Source organism: Arthrobacter sp. UNCCL28 (genome assembly GCF_900102805.1).
In the GTDB taxonomy this organism is placed as follows: Bacteria; Actinomycetota; Actinomycetes; order Actinomycetales; family Micrococcaceae; genus Arthrobacter; species Arthrobacter nicotinovorans_A.
In genome coordinates this window covers 356151-375506 of sequence record NZ_FMWE01000002.1, presented here as the reverse complement: position 1 = coordinate 375506, position 19356 = coordinate 356151, and the positions used below count along the sequence as shown (strand labels likewise).

Sequence of the window (19356 nt, the reverse complement as noted above, 5' to 3'; positions counted from 1 at the left end):
GGGCCACAAGTGACCCCGCGTTGCTCTTTAGGCGCAGCTGAACTTTGCGTCTGCCCAGTCGCCCCAGTCGTCGCCGGCGTCGTCTCCGTTCTTGTCGGCGATCAATTCCACGTTCCTTACGCCGCTGATGTCCACGGCGAGCGGAAGCGCGGCTGAATCGGCGCTGAGGACGGGAGTCCGCATCAGTTCCCGCCCGTCGCCCTTGACGATAAACACCACAGAACCGTGCAGGCCCTTGTTCAGCTTCGCGTCATCCACGCCCACCACCGCGCTGAATGCGGTGCATTTGGCTTCGGTGGCGATGCTGATTTTCGAGTCGGCGTGGACTCCGATGCCCTTCGGGTACACGACGCCGTCAAGCCGTAAGGCGGGCCCGTCGCCGGCGTTCTGCTCACCGTTGGCGCGGTCCCGTTCCGCAGGTCCCCACCCATTGGTGCTGCCGATCCAGGGGAGGTCGGAGGCGAACACTGTCCCCGTCAGGACAGGTGCCGGCGGTTGCTGGGACGTGGTGGAACAGGTGAATTTGGCGTCGGCCCAGTCCGCGTGGTCGTTGCCGTTGGAGTCCCCGGCATCGTCGGCCACCAGTTCCACATACTGTGCTCCGGTGACATCCACAGTGAGTGGGAGAGGAGCGCTCGCAGCGCCGAGGACCGGCGTGGTCACCTTGGTGGTTCCGTCTGCCACTACCGAGAACTTCACGCTTCCGCGCGTCGGCTGGGCATCGTCGATGCCCACAGTGGCGGTGAAGGCGGTGCAGTATCCGCCGAGGTAGTAGCGGACGTTGCCGTTGGCGTGGGCTCCCAGGCCTTTGGCGTAGACCGTGCCGTTCAGTGTGAGGGGAGTACCGTCACCGGCCCCGGTTCCGCCGTTGGACTGGTCTTTCTCCACAGGACCCCAGCCGTTGGCAGCACTGACCCACGGGTGGTCGCTGGCGAACACGGTGGTCTGGGGTGGCTTGGGCAGGGTCCGGACGGTGCTGGTGGTGGTGATGGTCCGGCTGCCCGCCTGCCCGGACGTAGTGCTGTATGTGGCTGTCGCCTTGATGGGGTAGTCGCCATCCGCTGAAACCGGTGCGGTGAGTTTCCAGGTGGTGGTGAGGGTTCCTCCGGCGGGCAGGGTGTCCGCGGAAGAAGGTGTGGAGGGCGTTGCCGTCCACCCTGCCGGAAGTGCCAGGGTGATGGCCAGGTCCTTGATGGCTGCCGGCTCGTCCGAGACAAAGGTGGTCACGAAGTCCTGCGCCTTTCCTTGCTGGACCACGTCCCCTTTAAGGGAGGCCGAGAGCTGCGCACACGCCGGGACGGATTCCGAGGCTCCGAGGTCTTCGACCAGGAAGTTGTCCAGGGTGAAGTCCGAACCGTTTGAGCTGCCAGTGCGTTGCAGGCCCACAAAGTAGTCGCCGCAGAAACCGGTGTCCAGTGTCTGCTCGAACCGTGTGGTGGAGGTCTTGGCATCGAGGGCATGGCTTCCGGTCACGGCGGGACCGGCCTGGGAGTCGTAGCCGGAAACCCAGGCGTACTGCCCGGCCTTGGAGTTCTGGTAGTCGAAGGAGACCTTGTATTTGTGGCCGGCTTGGAACGGCATTGTTGCCTCCGTGGTGCGGTACACCATGCCGGGTCCGCCGTTGGGAGCCTGGTTTTCATCGTGTGCAATCAGGGACCAGGTACCGTCCAGGACTTCATCGATCACGTTGGTGTCCCAGCCCTTTTGGGTGAAGGGTTCGTGGCGTTCGGTGATGTGGGTGCGCGGGTCGGTGGAGCCGCCGGCGTCGCCCTTGACGAAGGGTCCCCAGCCTTGGTCCACGTTTTCGAAGTTTTCGCTGAGCAAGCCCGTAGTGGGTACCCGGCTGGTTTTCACCGCCCGGAAGTCATCAACGCGAACTGTTGCGTCGCCGTCGGCCGCTGTCACGGTGACCCTGGCTTTGGTGTTGTTGTGCGGGACGTCCACCAGCACGCGGACGCGCTGGAAGGAGGTGCCGTGTTTTTCGTCGCCGGCCACGTAGTTTTCGGCGTTGGAGGAGTCGATGGTGGCGCTTTCGGTTTTGCCGTTGATGTCCACGGACAGCGTGGTGGGCCGGGTTTTGCCGGGCTGGATTTCCACCCAGGCGCTCACGGACTGGGTTCCGGCGTCGAGCTTGACCTCCTGGCTGATTGACGACGCCGCTGCCCCCATCTCCGCGTAGCGGCGGCCTTTGTCGTCGCGGACCTGGGTGACGGTGCCGGCCGGGTTCCACGCGGAGAGATCGGCGCCGTTGAAGCCGGGATCGTTGAACGCGGTCCCTTCGCCGAAGCCGGCAGTACCGGGCAGCCCCGGCTTGCTGTTCCCGGGGGCAAGGACGTAGGGCTGCCTGGCATCAGCGGTGACACTGACTTGTCCGTTGACTACGGGGACGTCGGCAACCTTGACGCGGCCGTTGTCCGTCAGTTTGAACAGCTCAAGGGTGTTGGCCTTGGCGAACTCCTTGGTGAGCGTCCACGTGCTGGTACCACCGGCGGGGTTGTAGTGGTAGAGCTTGTCGGCCTTGCCGTTTTCCTTCGAAGACCACGGCAGCAAGTAGGTTCCGCCGCGCAAAACCGAGGTGTCCGCAACCGTGATGTTGCGTTCGGCTGCTGTGTTTCCGGTGACCGACACGCCATCGGCGAGGTCGATCCTGTCAGCTGTCCACTTGGTGATGGGGTGGTGCTGCAGGAACTTTGCGGGCAGGTTGGCTGTCCAGACATTTTCGCTGAATGCGTTGAAGTCGTTCTGTCCGGTCCACCCTTCAAATTCCACAATGTGGCTCACGCCCAGCTTGGGGTCCGGGTTCCAGACGTCGGACTGGGTGTTGTTGATGAAGCGCAGTATTTGTGAGTTGACGCCCTTGTTGGTGGAGCCGCCGTACTTCTCATCATTGGCCCAGTGCGACCAGGTGTTGTTCCGCGAGAGGTGGTCCGCCCATTCCGAGCCCACCCGGAAGCCGTTCTTCACCAGTTCCTGTTGGAGGCGTTCGGCCAGCCAGCCGAACTCGTAGTAGACGTCCACGTACACGAAATCCAGGTTCTTGTCCGTGGCTTCCCGCAGTTCCTTGATGCGTTGGGCAAGCTTTCCGGAGGTGATGTCTGCACGCTGGTTCATGTAGTAGGACTGGTCCAGCCAGTTCCACCCCAGGCCTTTGTCCGCCCGCAGCAGGTCCTCGCTGAAGGACTTGGCTTCGGGATAGATTTCAGTGGCGTTGATGTGGACTCCGAAGCTGGCGTTCCAGTCTTTGCCCTCCTTGACCAGGGTATTAAGGTCTTCCAGACCGCCCGCGCGTGTATTGAAGTTATTGCCGTAATCGGTATTGGCCGAGTCGTGTCCTTCACTGGTGTAGCCCTTGAGCATGGCCACCTGCCCGAGTCCGTCCGTGGCCAGGGCGATGCGCTTGACGTCATCGAGGGTGCGCAGGAAGGGGTGGGTTGCCTGGGAGGCAAAGTTGAAGGGAATATGGGTGATCACGTTGTCCGGGGTCTGCTCGCCTTTGTTTGCGCTGACCTGGATGGACCTCATGGCGATGGCGGCATCCTGCCAATCCACTCCGCCGTCGGCGTTGGCGTCGGTGGTGATGGCTACACGCGTCCACGGAAGTTCCTCGGTGGCCTGGGACCCTTCTGCCCGGTACAGCCATTGGCCACTGGCGACACCCATGGAAACTCCGCCGGCACCATCACTTACTGCCTGGCGCCAGAAGCGGCCGCGATCCTTGGCGCCCGGACCCGAGGACGTGTCGTAGAGGGCATTCGATTCGACGGCGGCGCCCAGGGACGCTGTGTTGGCCAGGGCGTAGGCCGAGCTCTTGGCGGTGGCGTCCAGGGCAGTGGCGGCGGTAATGGGTGTGAACTCGTCACCGCTAACGCTGCGGTCCACGGACAGGTTGGCCGTTGACACTTGGGCTCCGGGCTGGGCGGATCCGACCGTCACCAGGTTCAGCCGGGGGAGTTGCAGGGTCTTGACCTGATGATCAGCGGAGTCCTTGATCTCGGTGACATTGAAGGAGACCACGTTCTTCTTCACCGAGAGACGGGCGTTGATGACGGTGTTGCCAAATTCCGGAACGGTCATCACGTAGTCCCGGGCATCCTTCCCGGATGCGGTGGAGGTCCCGCTCACCGTGTACTCCACGCCGTTGAGGGTGATGGTGCTGAGCCGCTTCGCGGTCCCTTCCAGACGTGCTTTGGTGGCTGCGTCTGTATAGCTGAGGACCTGCGGAAAGCCGGTGGAGACATCCACGGTGAGTTGGCCGGAGGCGATGGTGGCTGTTTCTGCAGTGCTGACGGGGTCGGCTTGCGGGGAGGGCGGGGAGGTCGGGGCTGCCGTGGCCGGTGCTATGGCCAGCAGACCGAGCGAGGATGAGGCGACGACGCAGGCCAAACTGAGCGCTGCGATGCGTCTGGGGGATGACAAGCGGGGCATTATGCTCCTTCTTGATTTTTCCGAGCTGATATTGATCAGATTCTTGCGGACGGTTCTAAGCCTGCTTCATGGGACAGAAGTTGACAAGAGTTAACAGTCAGTTAACTTAAGTGCACATGTCGGCACACGCTTTCCCTGTCAACCTGCGCATTCCGCACCTACGTAGATAATGAGCGGTCTTCCCGCGCGGATGATCCTTGTGAGATCGAAAATGATCGTTTAGTGTTTCTATAGATCAGAAAACGTCATTAAGCTGAGCGGGAGCGGAACACACGATGAGCGAGAACACACTGGGCGCCTTCATGGAGGAAGAGCTGGTTTCCCAGCCCGAGGTCTGGCAGCGGGCGGTAGAACAAGCCCGGGCCGAGCAGTTGCTTCCCGCCGACGGAAAGCGCATCGCCGTGATCGGTTGCGGAACCTCCTGGTTCATGGCCCAGAGTTATGCAGCAGCGCGCGAATCCGCAGGCAAGGGCGTCACCGATGCCTTCGCCGCCTCCGAGGCCTTCCTCAACAGCAACAGTGCCGATCGCCAGTACGACGCCGTTGTGGCCATCACGCGGTCAGGCACCACCACTGAGGTACTTGAGATCCTGGCTGAGCTTCAGGGAATTGTCCCCACGGTGGCGATTATTGGTGATACCACATCTCCGATCGTTGAGCTTGCAGATGCCGTGATCGGACTGCAGTACGCCGATGAACGTTCCGTGGTCCAGACCCGGTTCGCCACCACCGCATTGGTCTACCTGCTCACAAGCCTTGATGTCGATGTGCAGCAGGCCATCGAGGATGCCCGCGACGCCGTGAGTGCTCCGGTCCCGCAGGAGCTGTTGGATGCGGAGCAATTCACCTTCCTGGGCACGGGCTGGACTGTCGGGCTGGCCCATGAGGCCGGACTGAAAATGCGCGAGGCTGTGCAGGGTTGGACTGAGTCCTATCCCGCCATGGAATACCGCCACGGACCCATCTCCATCGCCGCTCCGGGCCGGGTGACGTGGCTGTTCGGTACCCAGCCCGAAGGCCTGGACAGTGACATGGCCGTCACCGGCGCCCTTTACCTCCACACCGACAAGCACCCGCTGGCTGAACTGGCGCGCGTCCATAAGGTCACTTTGGAGCGCGCGCGCGTCCGTGGCCTGAATCCGGATCTGCCCCGCAACCTGACGCGCTCCGTCATTCTCGACGCCTCCGCCTAGGCACCGGTCATGGTTCTCGGAGCCGCTGAATCACCGGTCCTGTCTTTCGACGTTGGCGGCACTGATATCAAGGCCGGCCTGGTGGATGCCCGGGGGAGAGTCCTTGGCATGCGCCGGGTCCCTACGCCCTTGGACCCTGCCCGCCCGGGTGAGGCCGTCCTGGACAGGCTGGCCGAGCTTAAGGCCGAGTTGGCGGAGGAATTCCCGGAAACCCCTGCCAAAGCCGCCGGCATCATCGTCCCGGGCATCGTGGATTCCGTTGCCGGCATCGGCGTCTACTCCGCCAACCTCGGCTGGAGAAATTTCCCTTTCACGGCCGAAGCCCAAAAGCGGCTGGGAATCCCGGTGGCTTTTGATCACGATGTCCGCTCCGCTGCCGCAGTGGAGCACACCTTCGGCGGCTCCAAGGAATTCAATGACGTTGTAGTGATGGTGGTGGGAACCGGGATCGCCGCAGCCGTTTTTTCCGGCGGCAAGGCTGTCACCGCAGGCGGCTTCGCCGGAGAACTTGGCCACGCCCAGGTACCGGATCCCGACGCCGGCCCTGGATCGGCAGGTTCGACCATTCTCGAAGCCGTCGGCTCGGCCGGTGCCATCGCCAAACGCTACTACCGGGCGTCCGGAAACAGGGTCAACGGTGCCCGTGGGGTCCTGATCAGGGCAGGAGAGGGCGATGACCTTGCTGCCCGCATCTGGTCCGATGCCGTCGATGCCCTCGCCTTCACCATTTGCCAATGCGTCAACATCATGGGAACCGAAGCTGTGGTGATAGGAGGCGGCCTGGCTGAGGCGGGCGACGAACTGTTGGAGCCCCTCCGGGCCAAGGTGGACGGAATCCTTGACTTCCAGCGGCGGCCGCAGCTCATCAGGGCCCAGTTGGGCCAGGACGCCGGCCTGCTGGGTGCGGCGTTGAACGCAAGGGCACTTTTGACGGCCAAAGCACTCCAGGGGGCGTCACAATGAAGAGAGCCAACGTGAACCGCATCATCACTGTCACTGCCAATCCGGCCATCGACATGACCTACGCCGTTCAGGGAATCACCGAGGGCGCCAGCCACCGCGTGCCCACTCCTTTGAGCCGCGCCGGTGGCAAGGGCATCAACGTTGCCCGCGTGACGCACCAGCTTGGCTACCCTGTCCTGGCGATCGCCCCCACCGGCGGCGCAGCCGGGCAGACCCTGGCAGCGGAGCTCTGGACCAGCGGAGTTCCCCACACGCTGGTGGGAGTGGCCGCCGAGACCCGCCGCAGCATCGCCCTCGTGGACACGGTCGCCGGCGAAACGTCCATCTTCAACGAGGAAGGCCAAGCCCTTCTGCCCGATGACTGGCGCTCACTCCGGATTGCCATCGTTGAAGCCGTCAGCGGCAACCGGAACCTGCCGGCCTCCGTCCTGGTTGGTTCCGGCAGCCTGCCGCCGGGGGCTCCAGCGGATTTCTATCCCGAACTCGTGCGCCTGGCCCACGACGCCGGCATCCCGGCCATCATTGACACCTCAGGTCCCGGAATCATCGCCGCAGCCAAGGCCGGGGCCGACATCCTGAAGCCAAACCATCACGAGCTCGCCGAAGCGACCGGAGAATCCAGCCTGGAAGCGGCAGCCCTTGCCCTGATCGAGATGGGCGCCCGGACAGTGCTGGTCAGCGCCGGCGCGGACGGCATGCTCGCCTTCGACCACGCCGCTCCCGGTGGCTACTGGAGCGCACGCCTGCCTGAGGCTCTGAGCGGCAACCCCACAGGGGCGGGCGACGCCGGCGTGGCGGCTGCCGCCGTCGCACTCGCCGAAGGCATTACCGAACCGCGCGAAATACTCCGCCGCGCCACCGCCTGGTCAGCAGCCGCCGTGCTCATGCCGGCCGCCGGCGAAATCTCACCGCGCTACCAGGAACTTCAAGACCAACTGATCGTGACATGGAAGGAGACCCGGTGACCCTGGTCAACACGCGGGAACTCATGGACAGGGCCTCGGCCTCCGGTACTGGCCAGGGCGCGTTCAACATCATCCACATCGAAACTGCCGAAGGCCTGGTGGCCGGAGCCGAGGCTGCCGGGGTTCCCCTGATCCTGCAGATCTCCGAGAACTGCGCCAAATACCACGGCGGGCTCGAACCGATCGCTTCAGCGGCGCTCGCGATCGCACGCTCGGCCGCTGTCCCGGTCGCCCTGCACCTGGACCACGCCGAGTCCGAGGACCTCGCGCTTGCCGCCGTTGACCTTGACTTCGGCTCCGTGATGTACGACGGCGCCCATCTGCCCTATGAATGGAACGTCGAAGTCACCCAGCGCGTCGCCGCCTACGCCCACCAGCGCGGTGTCTACGTGGAGGCTGAACTGGGCAAAGTGGGCGGCAAAGACGGCGCCCACGCCCCGGGTGTCCGGACCGACCCTGCAGAGGCCCGGGCGTTTGTCGAAGCCACGGGCGTGGACGCCTTGGCCGTGGCCGTAGGTTCATCCCATGCCATGACCGAACGCAGCGCGGCACTGGACCTGCATTTGATCACCCGGCTGAAGACTGCTGTAGGAAAACCACTGGTCCTCCATGGCTCCTCAGGCGTCACAGACGAGATGCTCGTGGCAGCTATTGGCGCGGGTATGACTAAAATCAACGTATCCACACATTTGAACGGGTTCTTTACCCGCGCAGTCCGTGAGTACCTCGATGCCAACCCTGCAGTGGTGGATTCCCGGAAGTACATCAAGGCCGGCCGGGATGCCCTTGTGTTGGAGTCCGCACGTATGCTGACGCTGTTCGCCAAAGCGAAATAGCTCCGAACCCGCGAAAGGCCCGTCATGACCCGCACCGATCGGCTGACTGCCATCCTCGATCTCCTGGCCGAGTCCGGCCATGTGGAAGTCGAGGACATCGTGACGCGCCTTGGCGTGTCGCCGGCCACGGCGCGGCGGGATCTGGACAGCCTCGCCAAGCAGCGCCTCCTCAGCCGTACCAGGGGTGGCGCCACTACAGGATCGGTGGCCTACGACCTCCCGGGCCGCTACAACCGTGACGACCACGCCCAGGCCAAGCAGGACATTGCGCTGGCCGCATCAGCCCTGATCCGGCCCGGTGCCGTGATCGGCCTCAGCGGCGGAACCACCAACACCGCGCTGGCCCAGTTGCTCTCCACCCGCGAAGACCTCAACGCGCCGTCCAACCGGCCCACCCTGACGGTGGTGACCAATGCCATCAATATCGCCTCGCAACTGGCGGTCCGGCCCAATATCAAGATCATGGTCACCGGCGGCATCCTGAACCCGCGCTCCTACGAACTGGTGGGTCCCTACACGGACGTCATCATGCAAAAAGTGGCCCTGGACATTGCGTTCATCGGCGTCAACGGCGTTGATCCGGACCTCGGCCCCACCATTACCGATGAAGGCGAAGCCATGGTCAACACCGTGATGGCACGCCGGGCCACGGAATCCTACGTCGTGGCAGACTCCTCCAAGGTGGGCCGCCGCTCCTTCGCCGCCATGGCCGGATACGACTTCAGGCACCTCATCACCGATTCCGGGATCAGTGCCGAAGACAAAGCTGCCTTCGAAGCCAAGGGCACCGAAGTCATCGTCGCAGCCGCCGGCTGAGCCCTGCAGCGAACTGAGCCCTGCAGGAAACTTGCAGCGGCTAGAACCGCATTCTGGGCGCATGCAGCACGGAATCGTCAACTTCCCTGGGCACCCACTGGCTGAACGGTAGATCGAGGCTGTACTGGCCGTCGTCGTCCCTCACCAGCGTACGCAACTCGGCGTTGTCCGGATTGTTGAGCGACTCGAAGTACTCCACCGTCCAATGGAACCAGCGCATGCAGAACAGGCGCATGGTCAACCCATGCGTGACCAGGAGGGTGTTGGGCGAATACGCAGGCTTTTGCCAGTGACGGTAGAGGGTCTCCATGAAGGACGACACGCGGTCGTAGACATCCGAGCCGGACTCACCCTCGCGGAACCGGTAGAAGAAGTGGCCGTAGAGGTTTCGGAGCTCCTTTTGGTCCTCGATGTCCCCGGCGATCTGGAAGTTGGCCCAGTCCTGCTCGCGAAGCCGGGGTTCCTCAATGACCCGTTCCATCAAGGGGCCAAGGTTCAACGCCTCCAGGGTTTGATACGCCCTCAAATACGGTGAGACGTAGACGCAGACCTGCTGCCCGTCGAGCTTGCGTCTAAGGTCCTCCCCGGCAACGCGTGCCTGCTCCACGCCGAGCTCCGTCAGGGGGATCCGGTAGTCCGGCACACGGTTGTAGATGGTGGTGTCGGCGTTCGCGGCCGACTGGCCATGCCGGATCATGAAAATTCTCGCTGGGGCGCCCATCCCACCAAGCATAGGGTGGGTACATGCTTCTTGCTTCCCGACGGCGATTACGCGCCGAAGTGCTGATTGTCCTGGGCTTGTCACTGGGCCAGTCGGCCGTGTATTCCGTGGTGCAACTCCTGGACAAGATGACGCGGGCTCCTTTGGCTGATGCCACGTCCACCCTGAACAGGTCCCAAAACACCCGCGAGTACTTTGACCTCACCTACCAGTTACTGGATATCATCTTCGCCCTCGTGCCGGTGGCCCTGGTGTTCTACTTCCTGTCCACCCACAGCCAGGGGAACCGCGACGGCGGCGCCGGCGGGGCTTTCGCCCGGCTGGGCTTCAACTTCGCCCGGCCCGGAAAGGACCTGCTGCACGGCGTGGGACTTGCTGCGCTGATCGGCATTCCCTCCCTGGGCCTCTATGCTGCCGGCCGGGCCCTGGGCATTACCACTGCGATCGTCCCCAGCGGCTTGGACGCCTACTGGTGGACCGTGCCCGTACTCATCCTCTCGGCCGTGCGGCACGGGATCGTCGAAGAAGTGATCGTGGTGGGGTACCTCATGGACCGCTTCGGCAAGTTTGGCTGGAGCGCGCCGGTGGCCATTGTGGTCAGCGCCGTCCTGCGGGGAAGCTACCACCTGTACCAGGGCTTTGGACCCTTTATCGGCAATGTGGTGATGGGCCTGGTGTTCGCCTGGATCTACACCAGGACCAACCGGGTGATGCCCTTGGTGATCGCCCATGCCCTGCTGGACATTGTGGCCTTTGTCGGCTTCAGTTTGTTCGGCAAGGCGATCGGGCTGGGGTAGGCAGGGCGCGTTAAAAGTATCCGGCCGCCATCGGTGGGTGACGTCATTGGCACCCGCTGATGGCGGCCGAAGTTTGTTCCAGGCCGACGTTTGTTCCGGGCAGGATCGACCGGCGGCGGGACTGGCCCGGGGGAGGGGGCTGTCAGATGGTGACGGCTCCTGAGGCGGTTTCGAAAGTTACGGACATGATTCCCGGAGTGCCATGCGGTGCCATCCATTGGACAGCAACGTCTTCAAGCGGCTTCTCCACCGCTTCTCCGAGCCATTCCGTGACGCGTTCCGCCGAGCCTGCAATGGTGAGGCTGGACATCTTGACGTCGCTCTCGTAGATCCTGGACGGGTGCAGTGAGGGGTCGCCCTCCCACTTGAGCAAGTACGGGACCTGGGGATCTGCGATCAAGCCCAGGATGCCGATCTGCTGCCACACCAGTTCCCGGCCGTCAGGGAACTTGCGGTTACCCGGAACGGCTGAGCGGCCAAGGCGGTCCTCGAACGGAGCCAGGTCGTCAACGGCGACGCACCAGCCCATCCAGCCACCACCGGCGGCCGAGCGGGCACGAACTGCCTGGCCAAAAGGTGCTTTGTCGGAAGCGGGGTGGTCCAGGACCTCCACCACTTCCAGGTACTTGTTATCCGCAAGGGGAATGATCATGTTCCGGGTACCGAAGCGCGGGTGCACTCCGCCCCGGACAGCGTCCACTCCCAGTGCCGCGGAAATTCGTTCGGTAGTGGCCAAAAGGCCATCTCGTTCACAGGCGTAAGAGACGTGATCCATGCGCATGGCTTCATCTTGGCACTTTGTGATCGGGGTCTCAGCTAAGTCAAGCCTAACTAAGGTGGGATGTGTATAAGTGCTAACGGGCGGCGTCATGGAGAGACGCTGAAAGACCGAAAGATTCCACCGGCGTCACAAAGCTGTCTTAGGCTCCGGACACTTCCTAGACTGGGGCCCAGCTCACATGCAGCACGTTTCCACAGAACCCATGCGCCACGAACAGGAGAACTCCATGTCCCAAGGATGGTCTTTCGAAACCCGCCAGATCCACGCAGGCCAGGAGCCCGACTCCGCAACGGGAGCAAGGGCGCTGCCGATCTACCAGACCACGTCCTTCGTGTTCCCCAGCGCCGAGAGCGCAGCCAACCGCTTTGCCCTGGCTGAGCTCGCACCCATCTACACCAGGATCGGCAACCCCACCCAGGATGCGGTGGAACAGAGGATCGCAAGCCTCGAAGGCGGTTTGGGTGCGCTCCTGCTGAGCTCGGGCCAGGCTGCGGAGACCTTCGCCATCCTCAACATCGCCGAGGCCGGAGACCACATCGTTGCAAGCCCCAGCTTGTACGGCGGCACCTACAACCTGCTGGCCCACACCCTGAAGAAGTTCGGCATCTCGGTGACGTTCGTCCAGGACCCGGACAACCTGGACCAGTGGCGCGATGCCGTGCAGCCGAACACCAAGCTCTTCTTTGGCGAGGTGGTGTCGAATCCGCGCCAGGACGTCCTGGACATCGAGGGAGTTGCCCGGACTGCCCACGAAGCCGGCGTGCCACTGATCGTAGACAACACGCTGTCCACGCCCTACCTCATCCGTCCCATTGAATGGGGCGCCGACGTCGTGGTCCACTCCGCCACCAAGTATCTCGGCGGCCACGGTTCTGCCATTGCCGGCGTGATTGTCGATTCCGGCAACTTCGATTTCGGTAAGGACCCGGAGCGCTACCCGGGCTTCAACACCCCGGACCCCAGCTACAACGGCCTTGTCTACGCGAGGGACCTGGGCAAGGACGGAGCATTGGGCGCCAACCTCTCCTACGTCCTGAAGGCCCGCGTCCAGTTGCTCCGCGATCTCGGCTCAGCTGTTTCACCGTTCAATGCCTTCCTGATTGCCCAAGGCCTTGAGACGCTGAGCCTGCGGGTGGAGCGCCATGTAGCCAACGCCAGCAAGGTGGCCGAGTGGCTGGAAGCCCACGACGACGTCGAATCGGTGGCCTATGCGGGCCTGCCGTCCAGCCCGTGGTATGACCGCGGCCGCAAATACGGTCCCCGGGGTACCGGGGCCATTGTGGCGTTCAACATCAAGGGCGGCGTTGAAGCCGGTAAGCGATTCGTGGACGCGCTGGAACTGCACTCGCATGTTGCCAACATCGGCGATGTCCGATCCCTGGTCATCCACCCGGCCTCCACCACGCACAGCCAGTTGACCGTGGAGCAGCAGGTCGCCGCGGGCGTGAACCCGGGGTTGGTGCGTTTGTCGGTGGGCATCGAGCACGTGGATGACATCATCGCAGACCTCGAGGCCGGATTCCGGGCTGCCAAGGGAGCCTGAACCCTCCGCTGAAGGCTGTCAGGCGGCTGTAGCCGCCTCAACCAAGGGGATGCCGTCCGGGCCGTCGATTATTCGCCGGACGGCATCCCACGGCGGTGATCGGTGAACGAAGCTGCCCAAAACCGTCACACTGTTGTCACATTCTTCGCCAGAACCGCCCTGCATTTCCTAGACTCTTCGTATTAGGTCATGAGTGCCAGCACACAGCCCCGGCTTGCTGGCCGGCAACCCTCCTCCGCGGTGGGGTGCCCCGGGTGAAGACCTGGCCTGTTCGCACGCAAGGCGACGGGCAAGCGCGAGGTTAAGGTGTCAAAGGAATGACCATTACTGCTACAGCCCTTCCAAAATCCGGAGAAGAAGACGGAACCGTCAAGTACGCCGGCATCGGGCCGTTGGAACTTGAAGCCGGCGGGTTCCTTCCCGACGTCGTCCTGGCTTACGAGACCTGGGGCCAGTTGAATGCAGATGCCTCCAACGCCGTCCTGATCCAGCACGCCCTCACGGGCAGCACCCACGTGGCACGGGGAGCCACGGACGAGGAAGGCTGGTGGGAGCAATTGGTGGGCCCCGGAGCCACCATCGATACCAACAGGTTCTTCGTGGTCTCCATCAACATCGTGGGCGGCTGCTACGGAAGCACGGGACCGTCGTCGGAGGCACCCGATGGCCGCCCCTGGGGCTCCCGGTTTCCGTTGGTCACCTTGCGCGACAGCACAGTGGCAGAAGGGCGCCTCGCCGATGCCTTGGGAATCGACTCCTGGCACGCCGTCCTGGGTGGATCCATGGGCGGTGCCCGCGCCCTGGAATGGGCTGTGACCTACCCGGAACGCGTCAAACGCTGCGCCGTGATTTCCGTAGGCGCCTACAGCACGGCCGAGCAGATCGCCTTCGCGCAGGCCCAAACACTGGCCATCCGCCAGGACCCCAACTTCAACAACGGCGACTACTACGCAGGCAAGGCCCCTGAACACGGGCTGGCCTTGGCCCGGCGAATCGCCCACATCACTTACCGCTCGGCGCTGGAACTGGATTTCCGCTTCGGCCGGGAAGCCCAGCACCAGGAGACACCCCTGGCCGCCGCGGTGCTCGGTGAGCGTGGCAGGTATCAGGTGGAAAGCTACCTGGACCACCAGGGGACAAAGCTCGTCCACCGCTTTGATGCCAACAGCTACATCGCCATCACAGAAGCCCTGATGTCCCACGACGTCGCACGCGGCCGGGGATCCCTGGAGTCAGCTTTGTCGCGGACCACGGCGAAGTTTTTCGTGGCCGCGGTCGATAGCGACAGGCTGTATTTTCCCGCTCAATCCCAGGAGTTGGCAGCCGCGCTCCCTGGTAGGGTTCCGGTCCACGTTATTGAGGCACCGATCGGCCACGACGGTTTCCTCACGGAGATTGGGCAGCTCGCTCCGCAGCTTCGGGAAGCCTTCTTCGCCTGAGCTGCCGGCTGCCGCGGGCTGGGTCGGCCGTAAGCCTCAGCCGTTCATGATCTCGCCGCGCTGCTTCATGTAATCCTCCATGGCGATCTCTCCGTTGCTGAACTTCGCGTCCAGCTCAGCCAATTTGCGGGCACGGTAGCCTTGCGGCTCCGATCCGCCGGTTGACGGAAACGGCGCGGGGGATGAAGTGCTCGACGGCGACCCGGACTGCGGTGACGTCTCCGCCGGGCGGATGACGGTCGGCTCGGACGGATGGCCGGGGTAGTTCCGCTGCGGGTAACTTTCCGGTGGGTACGGCTGGCCGGGGTAGTTCTGCTGCGGGTGACTTTCCGCGGGGTAGGGCTGGCCGGGGTAGTTCTGCTGCGGTGGGTAGCCCGGACCGGGCAGGTTCTGCGGTGGGTAGCCGGGGTCGCGGAACGTTCCTTGCTGGATCCGGCGGCCTCGGGAGCGGTTGTACATGCGGATCCCGAGCGGAATCAGCCACGAGCAGACGATGATCCAGAAGATCAGATTGTTCACAGTGCAGGCCTCCTAGGTCTCCTTCCAGCTTAGTCCTGCCATCCAGCATGGACTTTGCCCAAGGGAACCGAGCAGTCCGGAGGCGCTGGCACTTTCACACGAGCGTGGCTTCCATGCCCAGGAACCGGCCGTACCTTTCCACTTCGGCCTCTAAGGCCTCCTGCTCCGCCGCGGTTGTCGCCCGGTTCATCCGGGCCTCCACTTGGCAGGCACCCCCTGAAAAGCCGTGCCGCCACCATCCAGCCAACCTGCCCTCCAGCAGGACTACGTGCATAGGTCCATTGTCCTCGGGGAAGTATGGCGCTGTCCCGCCCAGGTAGTGCCTGGACTGTGAGTAGCCCATGACGTATTCGTCGTAGCACTGGATGAGGTCAACACGGGGTAGTTCTGCTTCGTCAGGCGGCGACGAGCACGCGGGATCGGTGAGCTCACTGACATCTTCCCGGGCCAGGTAAAACCCCAGGCCGTCCTGGGTGACCGTGGCAAGGGCGCCGGGGGACAACGTATCCGCGACCTCGATGCCCAGCTTCACATCTTTCATGGTGAGCCCGGACCAGACGGCGCAGTCCTTGATGGTGGCGGGTCCACGGCTGGTGTAGTACCGAAGCGCCAACCCGCCCAAGGCCTTTTCGCGGTCCTCGCCTGTCAGGGGCGCACGAACGAAGCCGGGCACGCGTTCCTCGAAGAGGGCATACGTCTGCTTCAGCGCGCCACCGGCAGAGCGGATGGGGGAGCCGCTCACCAGGATGCGGCTGATCTCGGCGTGCATGAGGTGGTAAATGAACCCCAGGCCTTTGCCGGGGAGACCGGCTTTTTCCAGTATCCCGCCCAGCTCTTCCCGGGTCTTGTGGGCGCCGTCGGCAACCGCCGAAGCCAGGATCCGGCCACTGAGGGCGGTCGATTCCGCGTCAGCCCCTGTTTGGCGGTACATGCCTTTGTTTCCCTGATGGAGCCGGTCCGCAGAGAGTCCCATGAGCCAGCCGAGGTCGTCCCGGTGCACAAAATGCCAGGTGGGCCGGAGGATGTGCGTCCTAAGGATGGTTCCCTCTGCAACGGCCCTTTCCACGTCATTGACGGTGGTGGAAGCCGTGGTCCTTTGGGCAAGGGTCCACCGCGCATACGGAAATTCCTGGGACTGCACTGCAAGCAGGTTGCGGACCACATCCCCGGCATCCGCGGACGAAGGAGCCCGCAATCCTTGCCGACGCAGCCGCAGGAGCCGGACGCTTTCGGCAAACATCAACGCGCTGTCGGTCATCGAGCCCACACGAATCTGAAGCTACGGGAACTGCAGCCACCATGACTCCGGATTACCAGCACCAGGACGTCAACCTAGCGTCGTGGCAGCACGGTGCCGCTGGAACCGAAGACGGGACCCGGCGTCGGACGTTTGGGGCTGATGCCGTCACCGGAGGACTGGTGCCGCAGTCTTCGGATAACCCAGGGGACAAAGTACTCGCGGGCCCAAACGAGGTCCGAAGAACGGGCCTCCCGCCACGTGCGGGGCGGCAGGGGCTTGGGCAGCAGCGGTTCGAGGGTGTGCTGGACGTTCAGGGCGTCCAGGACCATCATGGCGATCGTGTGGTGGCCCAGGGGAGAGAAGTGCAAGCGGTCCGGGTCCCACATTTGCGGGTCTGCCAGCTGCCTCAGTGACCACATGTCAGCGATGATGGCGTCGTGGCGCGCGGCCACTGTCCGGAGGTTCTCGTTGTAGATGGCAACCTTGCCGCGAATGCGTCCGAGGACGGAGGATGCCGTGTCCGGACCGTTGAAAAGCACCACCGCAGCGCCTCCGGAGCTCAACTCACCTACTGCGGCATCGAGTTTTTCGGCCAGAAGATCGGGGTCGCCGCCTGGCCGGATGAGGTCGTTGCCGCCTGCGGAGATGGATACCAGGTCAGGCTGCAGTTCCAGGCAGTGGGCCACCTGTTCATCGATGATTTGCTGGAGCAGCCTGCCACGGATGGCAAGGTTGGCGTAGGCAAAGTCTTCCTGGCCGCGGCCCAGTTCCTCCGCCACCCGATCCGCCCAGCCGCGGTGGCCGCCGGGATTCCGGGGCTCGGGGTCCCCAATGCCTTCGGTGAAGGAGTCTCCCAGTGCCACGTATCGGGTCCAGGGGTGTTTTTGTACAGGATCGCCGGGTTTCAACAACTGATTGTTCTCACTCACGCTCATATCCTGCCCCCTGACCGCGACCCTACGCCACCGTAGGTTGTTACTTGTGGGTAACTGCAAGAATGGAGCCATGACTGAAGCAACCCCCTTTCCAGCACCTGTCGTCCTGTGGTCCCATGATGAAGCCGAGCGGGCAGGCAAGCCTCTCCTGGTCCTGCTGCACGGCTACGGCTCCAACGAGGACGACCTCTTCAGCCTTGCCGGATTGCTGCCGGAAGGCTTCGTGGTTGCGGCACTTCGTGCACCCATGCCCATGGGGCCGGGCTTCACATGGTTCCCGCTCACGGCATCGATCGATTACTCACTGGACGCTGTGAAGCTTGCGGCCGAGTACGCGCTGGCATGGCTGGATACGGTCAAGGCGAACCACACTTCGGTCACCCTGCTGGGCTTCTCCATGGGGATGGCCATGGCGACCACCATGCTCCGCTACCGTCCCGCAGACTTTGCCGCCGTCGTCGGGCTTTCAGGTTTTGTGATCGACGCCGGCGCTGACGCCGCGTTCCGGGACCACGAACTGGATGGTTCGCTGCCCATGTTCTGGGGCCGGGACCAGCAGGATCCCGTCATCACCCAGGACAAGATCGAGTACACCATGGGCTGGGTGCGCGGGCACGTTGACCTCACCAAGGTGCTCTACACAGGAATGTGGCACGGGATCAACCAACAGGAGATCGGCCACGTGGGCGAATTCCTCACCCACAAAGTGCTCACCGCCTAGGAGCAGCGCGGCCCAAAACCAGCGCGGCCCAAAACCAACGCGGGGTCACCTATGCACCCTTGAACGCAGGGCAGGGGGCCACAAGTGACCCCGCGGTGTAACAGCGGCGATGAGTTGTATCAGGCGGCGATGATTCGGACTGTCCGGCCGTTGACCGTCACAGTATCGCCGACGTGGAGCTGGCGGCCACGGCGGTCATCGATTTCGCCGTTGACCTTGGCCAGACCGTTCTTGATGAGCTCCGTGGCCTCAACGCCGTCCTCCACGAGGTTGGCAAGCTTCAGGAGCTGGCCAAGGCGGATCATGTCGTCGCGGATGGGGATCTCTTCGATTTCCGGAGTGCTCATACAGCAATGATGCCTGAAGTAGTGTGGTGACAGTGCCGCAGCCTTCTCCCCGTCCCACCCTTCCACTCGCCGTTGGCCTCCCCGTCGCAGTAGCAACAGGCTTGGTCATCCCGCTTCAGGGAAGGATCAATGGGGCCCTCGGCGCCAGGCTTGACGACGGCATCGCAGCTGCCGTGGTGAGCTTCACCACAGGCCTGCTGCTGATTACCGCGATTTCGCTGGCCACCCCCAGGGGCAGGGCTGGCCTCCAACGCATCATCCCCGCGGTCCGCAACCGGAGCTTTCCCCGTTTCTACGTCATGGCCGGAGCCATCGGCGCTCTCTTCGTCTTTGCCCAGTCGTTCACGGTGGCGTTGCTCGGTGTGGCCTTGTTCACGGTGGCGGCTGTGACGGGACAAACCTTGAGCGGGCTGTTGGTGGACAGGATGGGAATCGGGCCGGGCGGCAAACGTGCCATCACGGGAGTCCCTGTCATCGGCAGTGTTTTGACAGTGGCCGCCGTGGCCTGGGCTGTATCACCCCGGTTCGGCGGAGATGCGGACATTGCTTCACTGGTCCTTCCAGTGCTGCTGCCGCTTGCAGCCGGATTCTTCATGAGTTTCCAGCAGGCCATGAACGGTACCGCCACAGTGCATTACGGGACACCCATCGCAGCCACCCTGGTCAATTTCATTGCCGGGTCGGCCATCCTCTGGGTGGCCTGGATCATCAAGCTGGCTGTGGCAGGACCGGGAAATCCGCTTCCCCCGGAATGGTGGTACTACCTCGGCGGCCCCATGGGATGCCTGTTTATTGGCCTGGCCGCGCTGCTGGTCCGCAGCTTGGGCGTGCTGATCACCGGCTTGGGCATGATCGCCGGTCAACTGGTGGGCTCGCTGGTGCTCGACGTCGTGATCCCCAGTCCCGGCGCGGTGGTCGCCTTGCCCACGGTACTGGGTACGGTCCTGACGCTGGCCGCGATCATCGTAGCGACGTTGCCCTGGCCCAAAGGTGCCTTGACAAGGAGAAGCCCTGCCAAAGGCCGGTAGGGTAGGACTCGCATGACTTTCCGGTATCTTCGGGTACTTGCAACAAACTTTTCCCCCGACACCCCGCCGGACAACCTCGTCCGGATT

17 protein-coding genes and 1 riboswitch are annotated in these 19356 nt (G+C 63.5%); of the genes, 10 read left to right on the top strand and 7 right to left on the bottom strand.

The features are described from left to right. Positions 1–27: 27 nt before the first annotated feature. Positions 28–4425, bottom strand: coding sequence for an endo-alpha-N-acetylgalactosaminidase family protein (locus tag BLQ01_RS06405; protein ID WP_091550659.1), 4398 nt, complete (start codon positions 4423–4425; stop codon positions 28–30). A gap of 275 nt (positions 4426–4700) precedes the next feature. On the opposite strand from BLQ01_RS06405, the gene BLQ01_RS06400 reads away from it, so the two are divergent. The 5 genes from BLQ01_RS06400 to BLQ01_RS06380 are packed head-to-tail and all read left to right on the top strand — an operon-like array spanning position 4701 to position 9198. Then, positions 4701–5618: an SIS domain-containing protein gene (locus BLQ01_RS06400; protein WP_091550657.1), complete on the top strand. Its 918-nt coding sequence runs from the start codon at positions 4701–4703 to the stop codon at positions 5616–5618. Between the two features lie 9 nt (positions 5619–5627). After that, on the top strand, positions 5628–6581 hold the full coding sequence (locus BLQ01_RS06395) for an ROK family protein (RefSeq protein ID WP_091550655.1): 954 nt from the start codon (positions 5628–5630) through the stop codon (positions 6579–6581). Beyond that, positions 6578–7546, top strand: a complete 969-nt coding sequence (locus tag BLQ01_RS06390) for a 1-phosphofructokinase family hexose kinase (RefSeq protein ID WP_026541458.1) — start codon at positions 6578–6580, stop codon at positions 7544–7546. The genes BLQ01_RS06395 and BLQ01_RS06390 overlap by 4 nt, the downstream gene beginning before the upstream one ends. Further along, on the top strand, positions 7528–8382 hold the full coding sequence (locus BLQ01_RS06385) for a class II fructose-bisphosphate aldolase (protein ID WP_091550654.1): 855 nt from the start codon (positions 7528–7530) through the stop codon (positions 8380–8382). Before BLQ01_RS06390 ends, BLQ01_RS06385 begins: the two co-directional genes overlap by 19 nt. A 24-nt stretch (positions 8383–8406) precedes the next feature. After that, entirely contained in the window at positions 8407–9198 is a 792-nt protein-coding gene (locus BLQ01_RS06380) for a DeoR/GlpR family DNA-binding transcription regulator (RefSeq protein ID WP_026541460.1), read from the top strand. A 40-nt stretch (positions 9199–9238) separates the two neighbouring features. On the opposite strand, the gene BLQ01_RS06375 is transcribed toward BLQ01_RS06380, so the two are convergent. Next, positions 9239–9919 (bottom strand): histidine phosphatase family protein, encoded by a 681-nt coding sequence (locus BLQ01_RS06375; RefSeq protein WP_026547271.1) that lies wholly within the window; start codon positions 9917–9919, stop codon positions 9239–9241. A 23-nt stretch (positions 9920–9942) separates the two neighbouring features. Here BLQ01_RS06375 and BLQ01_RS06370 point away from each other — a divergent pair, with 23 nt between their 5' ends. Next, a complete protein-coding gene (locus tag BLQ01_RS06370; RefSeq protein ID WP_091550653.1) occupies positions 9943–10716 on the top strand; it encodes a CPBP family intramembrane glutamic endopeptidase in 774 nt (257 codons plus the stop codon). 142 nt (positions 10717–10858) lie between these two features. Here BLQ01_RS06370 and BLQ01_RS06365 read toward each other — a convergent pair whose 3' ends face one another. Beyond that, positions 10859–11497: a VOC family protein gene (locus tag BLQ01_RS06365; RefSeq protein ID WP_026541463.1), complete on the bottom strand. Its 639-nt coding sequence runs from the start codon at positions 11495–11497 to the stop codon at positions 10859–10861. Between the two features lie 202 nt (positions 11498–11699). Between BLQ01_RS06365 and BLQ01_RS06360 the strand changes: the two genes are divergently transcribed. After that, positions 11700–13040, top strand: a complete 1341-nt coding sequence (locus BLQ01_RS06360; protein WP_302846715.1) for a bifunctional o-acetylhomoserine/o-acetylserine sulfhydrylase — start codon at positions 11700–11702, stop codon at positions 13038–13040. 185 nt (positions 13041–13225) lie between these two features. Beyond that, a riboswitch (SAM riboswitch) is annotated at positions 13226–13342 on the top strand. Positions 13343–13357: 15 nt separating this feature from the next. Beyond that, positions 13358–14479 (top strand): homoserine O-acetyltransferase MetX, encoded by a 1122-nt coding sequence (locus BLQ01_RS06355; protein WP_091550651.1) that lies wholly within the window; start codon positions 13358–13360, stop codon positions 14477–14479. A gap of 36 nt (positions 14480–14515) precedes the next feature. On the opposite strand, the gene BLQ01_RS06350 is transcribed toward BLQ01_RS06355, so the two are convergent. The 3 genes from BLQ01_RS06350 to BLQ01_RS06340 all read right to left on the bottom strand — a co-directional run bounded on the left by BLQ01_RS06350 (position 14516) and on the right by BLQ01_RS06340 (position 17173). Then, the gene (locus tag BLQ01_RS06350; RefSeq protein ID WP_091550649.1) at positions 14516–14998 is read right to left on the bottom strand and encodes a hypothetical protein; all 483 of its coding nucleotides are present in this window, start codon (positions 14996–14998) and stop codon (positions 14516–14518) included. Positions 14999–15092: 94 nt separating this feature from the next. Continuing rightward, positions 15093–16256 (bottom strand): winged helix DNA-binding domain-containing protein, encoded by a 1164-nt coding sequence (locus BLQ01_RS06345; protein ID WP_091550648.1) that lies wholly within the window; start codon positions 16254–16256, stop codon positions 15093–15095. Positions 16257–16330: 74 nt separating this feature from the next. Further along, positions 16331–17173 carry an SGNH/GDSL hydrolase family protein gene (locus tag BLQ01_RS06340; protein ID WP_051420857.1) on the bottom strand — a complete coding sequence of 281 codons (843 nt, stop codon included), beginning with the start codon at positions 17171–17173 and terminating at the stop codon, positions 16331–16333. A gap of 70 nt (positions 17174–17243) precedes the next feature. Between BLQ01_RS06340 and BLQ01_RS06335 the strand changes: the two genes are divergently transcribed. Then, positions 17244–17894 carry an alpha/beta hydrolase gene (locus BLQ01_RS06335; RefSeq protein ID WP_026541469.1) on the top strand — a complete coding sequence of 217 codons (651 nt, stop codon included), beginning with the start codon at positions 17244–17246 and terminating at the stop codon, positions 17892–17894. 119 nt (positions 17895–18013) lie between these two features. Here the strand turns inward: BLQ01_RS06335 and BLQ01_RS06330 are convergent, their stop codons facing one another. Beyond that, positions 18014–18241: an RNA-binding S4 domain-containing protein gene (locus BLQ01_RS06330; protein ID WP_026541470.1), complete on the bottom strand. Its 228-nt coding sequence runs from the start codon at positions 18239–18241 to the stop codon at positions 18014–18016. Between the two features lie 23 nt (positions 18242–18264). On the opposite strand from BLQ01_RS06330, the gene BLQ01_RS06325 reads away from it, so the two are divergent. Next, the gene (locus BLQ01_RS06325) at positions 18265–19269 is read left to right on the top strand and encodes a DMT family transporter (protein WP_091550646.1); all 1005 of its coding nucleotides are present in this window, start codon (positions 18265–18267) and stop codon (positions 19267–19269) included. Positions 19270–19356: the final 87 nt, after the last annotated feature.

Coding starts and splice junctions, on each gene's coding strand:
- BLQ01_RS06395 (WP_091550655.1), top strand. CDS start 5,628: ATGGTTCTCGGAGCCGCTGAATCACCGGTCCTGTCTTTCGACGTTGGC.
- BLQ01_RS06360 (WP_302846715.1), top strand. CDS start 11,700: ATGCGCCACGAACAGGAGAACTCCATGTCCCAAGGATGGTCTTTCGAA.
- BLQ01_RS06355 (WP_091550651.1), top strand. CDS start 13,358: ATGACCATTACTGCTACAGCCCTTCCAAAATCCGGAGAAGAAGACGGA.
- BLQ01_RS06365 (WP_026541463.1), bottom strand. CDS start 11,497: ATGCGCATGGATCACGTCTCTTACGCCTGTGAACGAGATGGCCTTTTG.
- BLQ01_RS06380 (WP_026541460.1), top strand. CDS start 8,407: ATGACCCGCACCGATCGGCTGACTGCCATCCTCGATCTCCTGGCCGAG.
- BLQ01_RS06390 (WP_026541458.1), top strand. CDS start 6,578: ATGAAGAGAGCCAACGTGAACCGCATCATCACTGTCACTGCCAATCCG.
- BLQ01_RS06345 (WP_091550648.1), bottom strand. CDS start 16,256: ATGACCGACAGCGCGTTGATGTTTGCCGAAAGCGTCCGGCTCCTGCGG.
- BLQ01_RS06330 (WP_026541470.1), bottom strand. CDS start 18,241: ATGAGCACTCCGGAAATCGAAGAGATCCCCATCCGCGACGACATGATC.
- BLQ01_RS06340 (WP_051420857.1), bottom strand. CDS start 17,173: ATGAGCGTGAGTGAGAACAATCAGTTGTTGAAACCCGGCGATCCTGTA.
- BLQ01_RS06375 (WP_026547271.1), bottom strand. CDS start 9,919: ATGGGCGCCCCAGCGAGAATTTTCATGATCCGGCATGGCCAGTCGGCC.
- BLQ01_RS06400 (WP_091550657.1), top strand. CDS start 4,701: ATGAGCGAGAACACACTGGGCGCCTTCATGGAGGAAGAGCTGGTTTCC.
- BLQ01_RS06405 (WP_091550659.1), bottom strand. CDS start 4,425: ATGCCCCGCTTGTCATCCCCCAGACGCATCGCAGCGCTCAGTTTGGCC.
- BLQ01_RS06385 (WP_091550654.1), top strand. CDS start 7,528: ATGGAAGGAGACCCGGTGACCCTGGTCAACACGCGGGAACTCATGGAC.
- BLQ01_RS06335 (WP_026541469.1), top strand. CDS start 17,244: ATGACTGAAGCAACCCCCTTTCCAGCACCTGTCGTCCTGTGGTCCCAT.
- BLQ01_RS06370 (WP_091550653.1), top strand. CDS start 9,943: ATGCTTCTTGCTTCCCGACGGCGATTACGCGCCGAAGTGCTGATTGTC.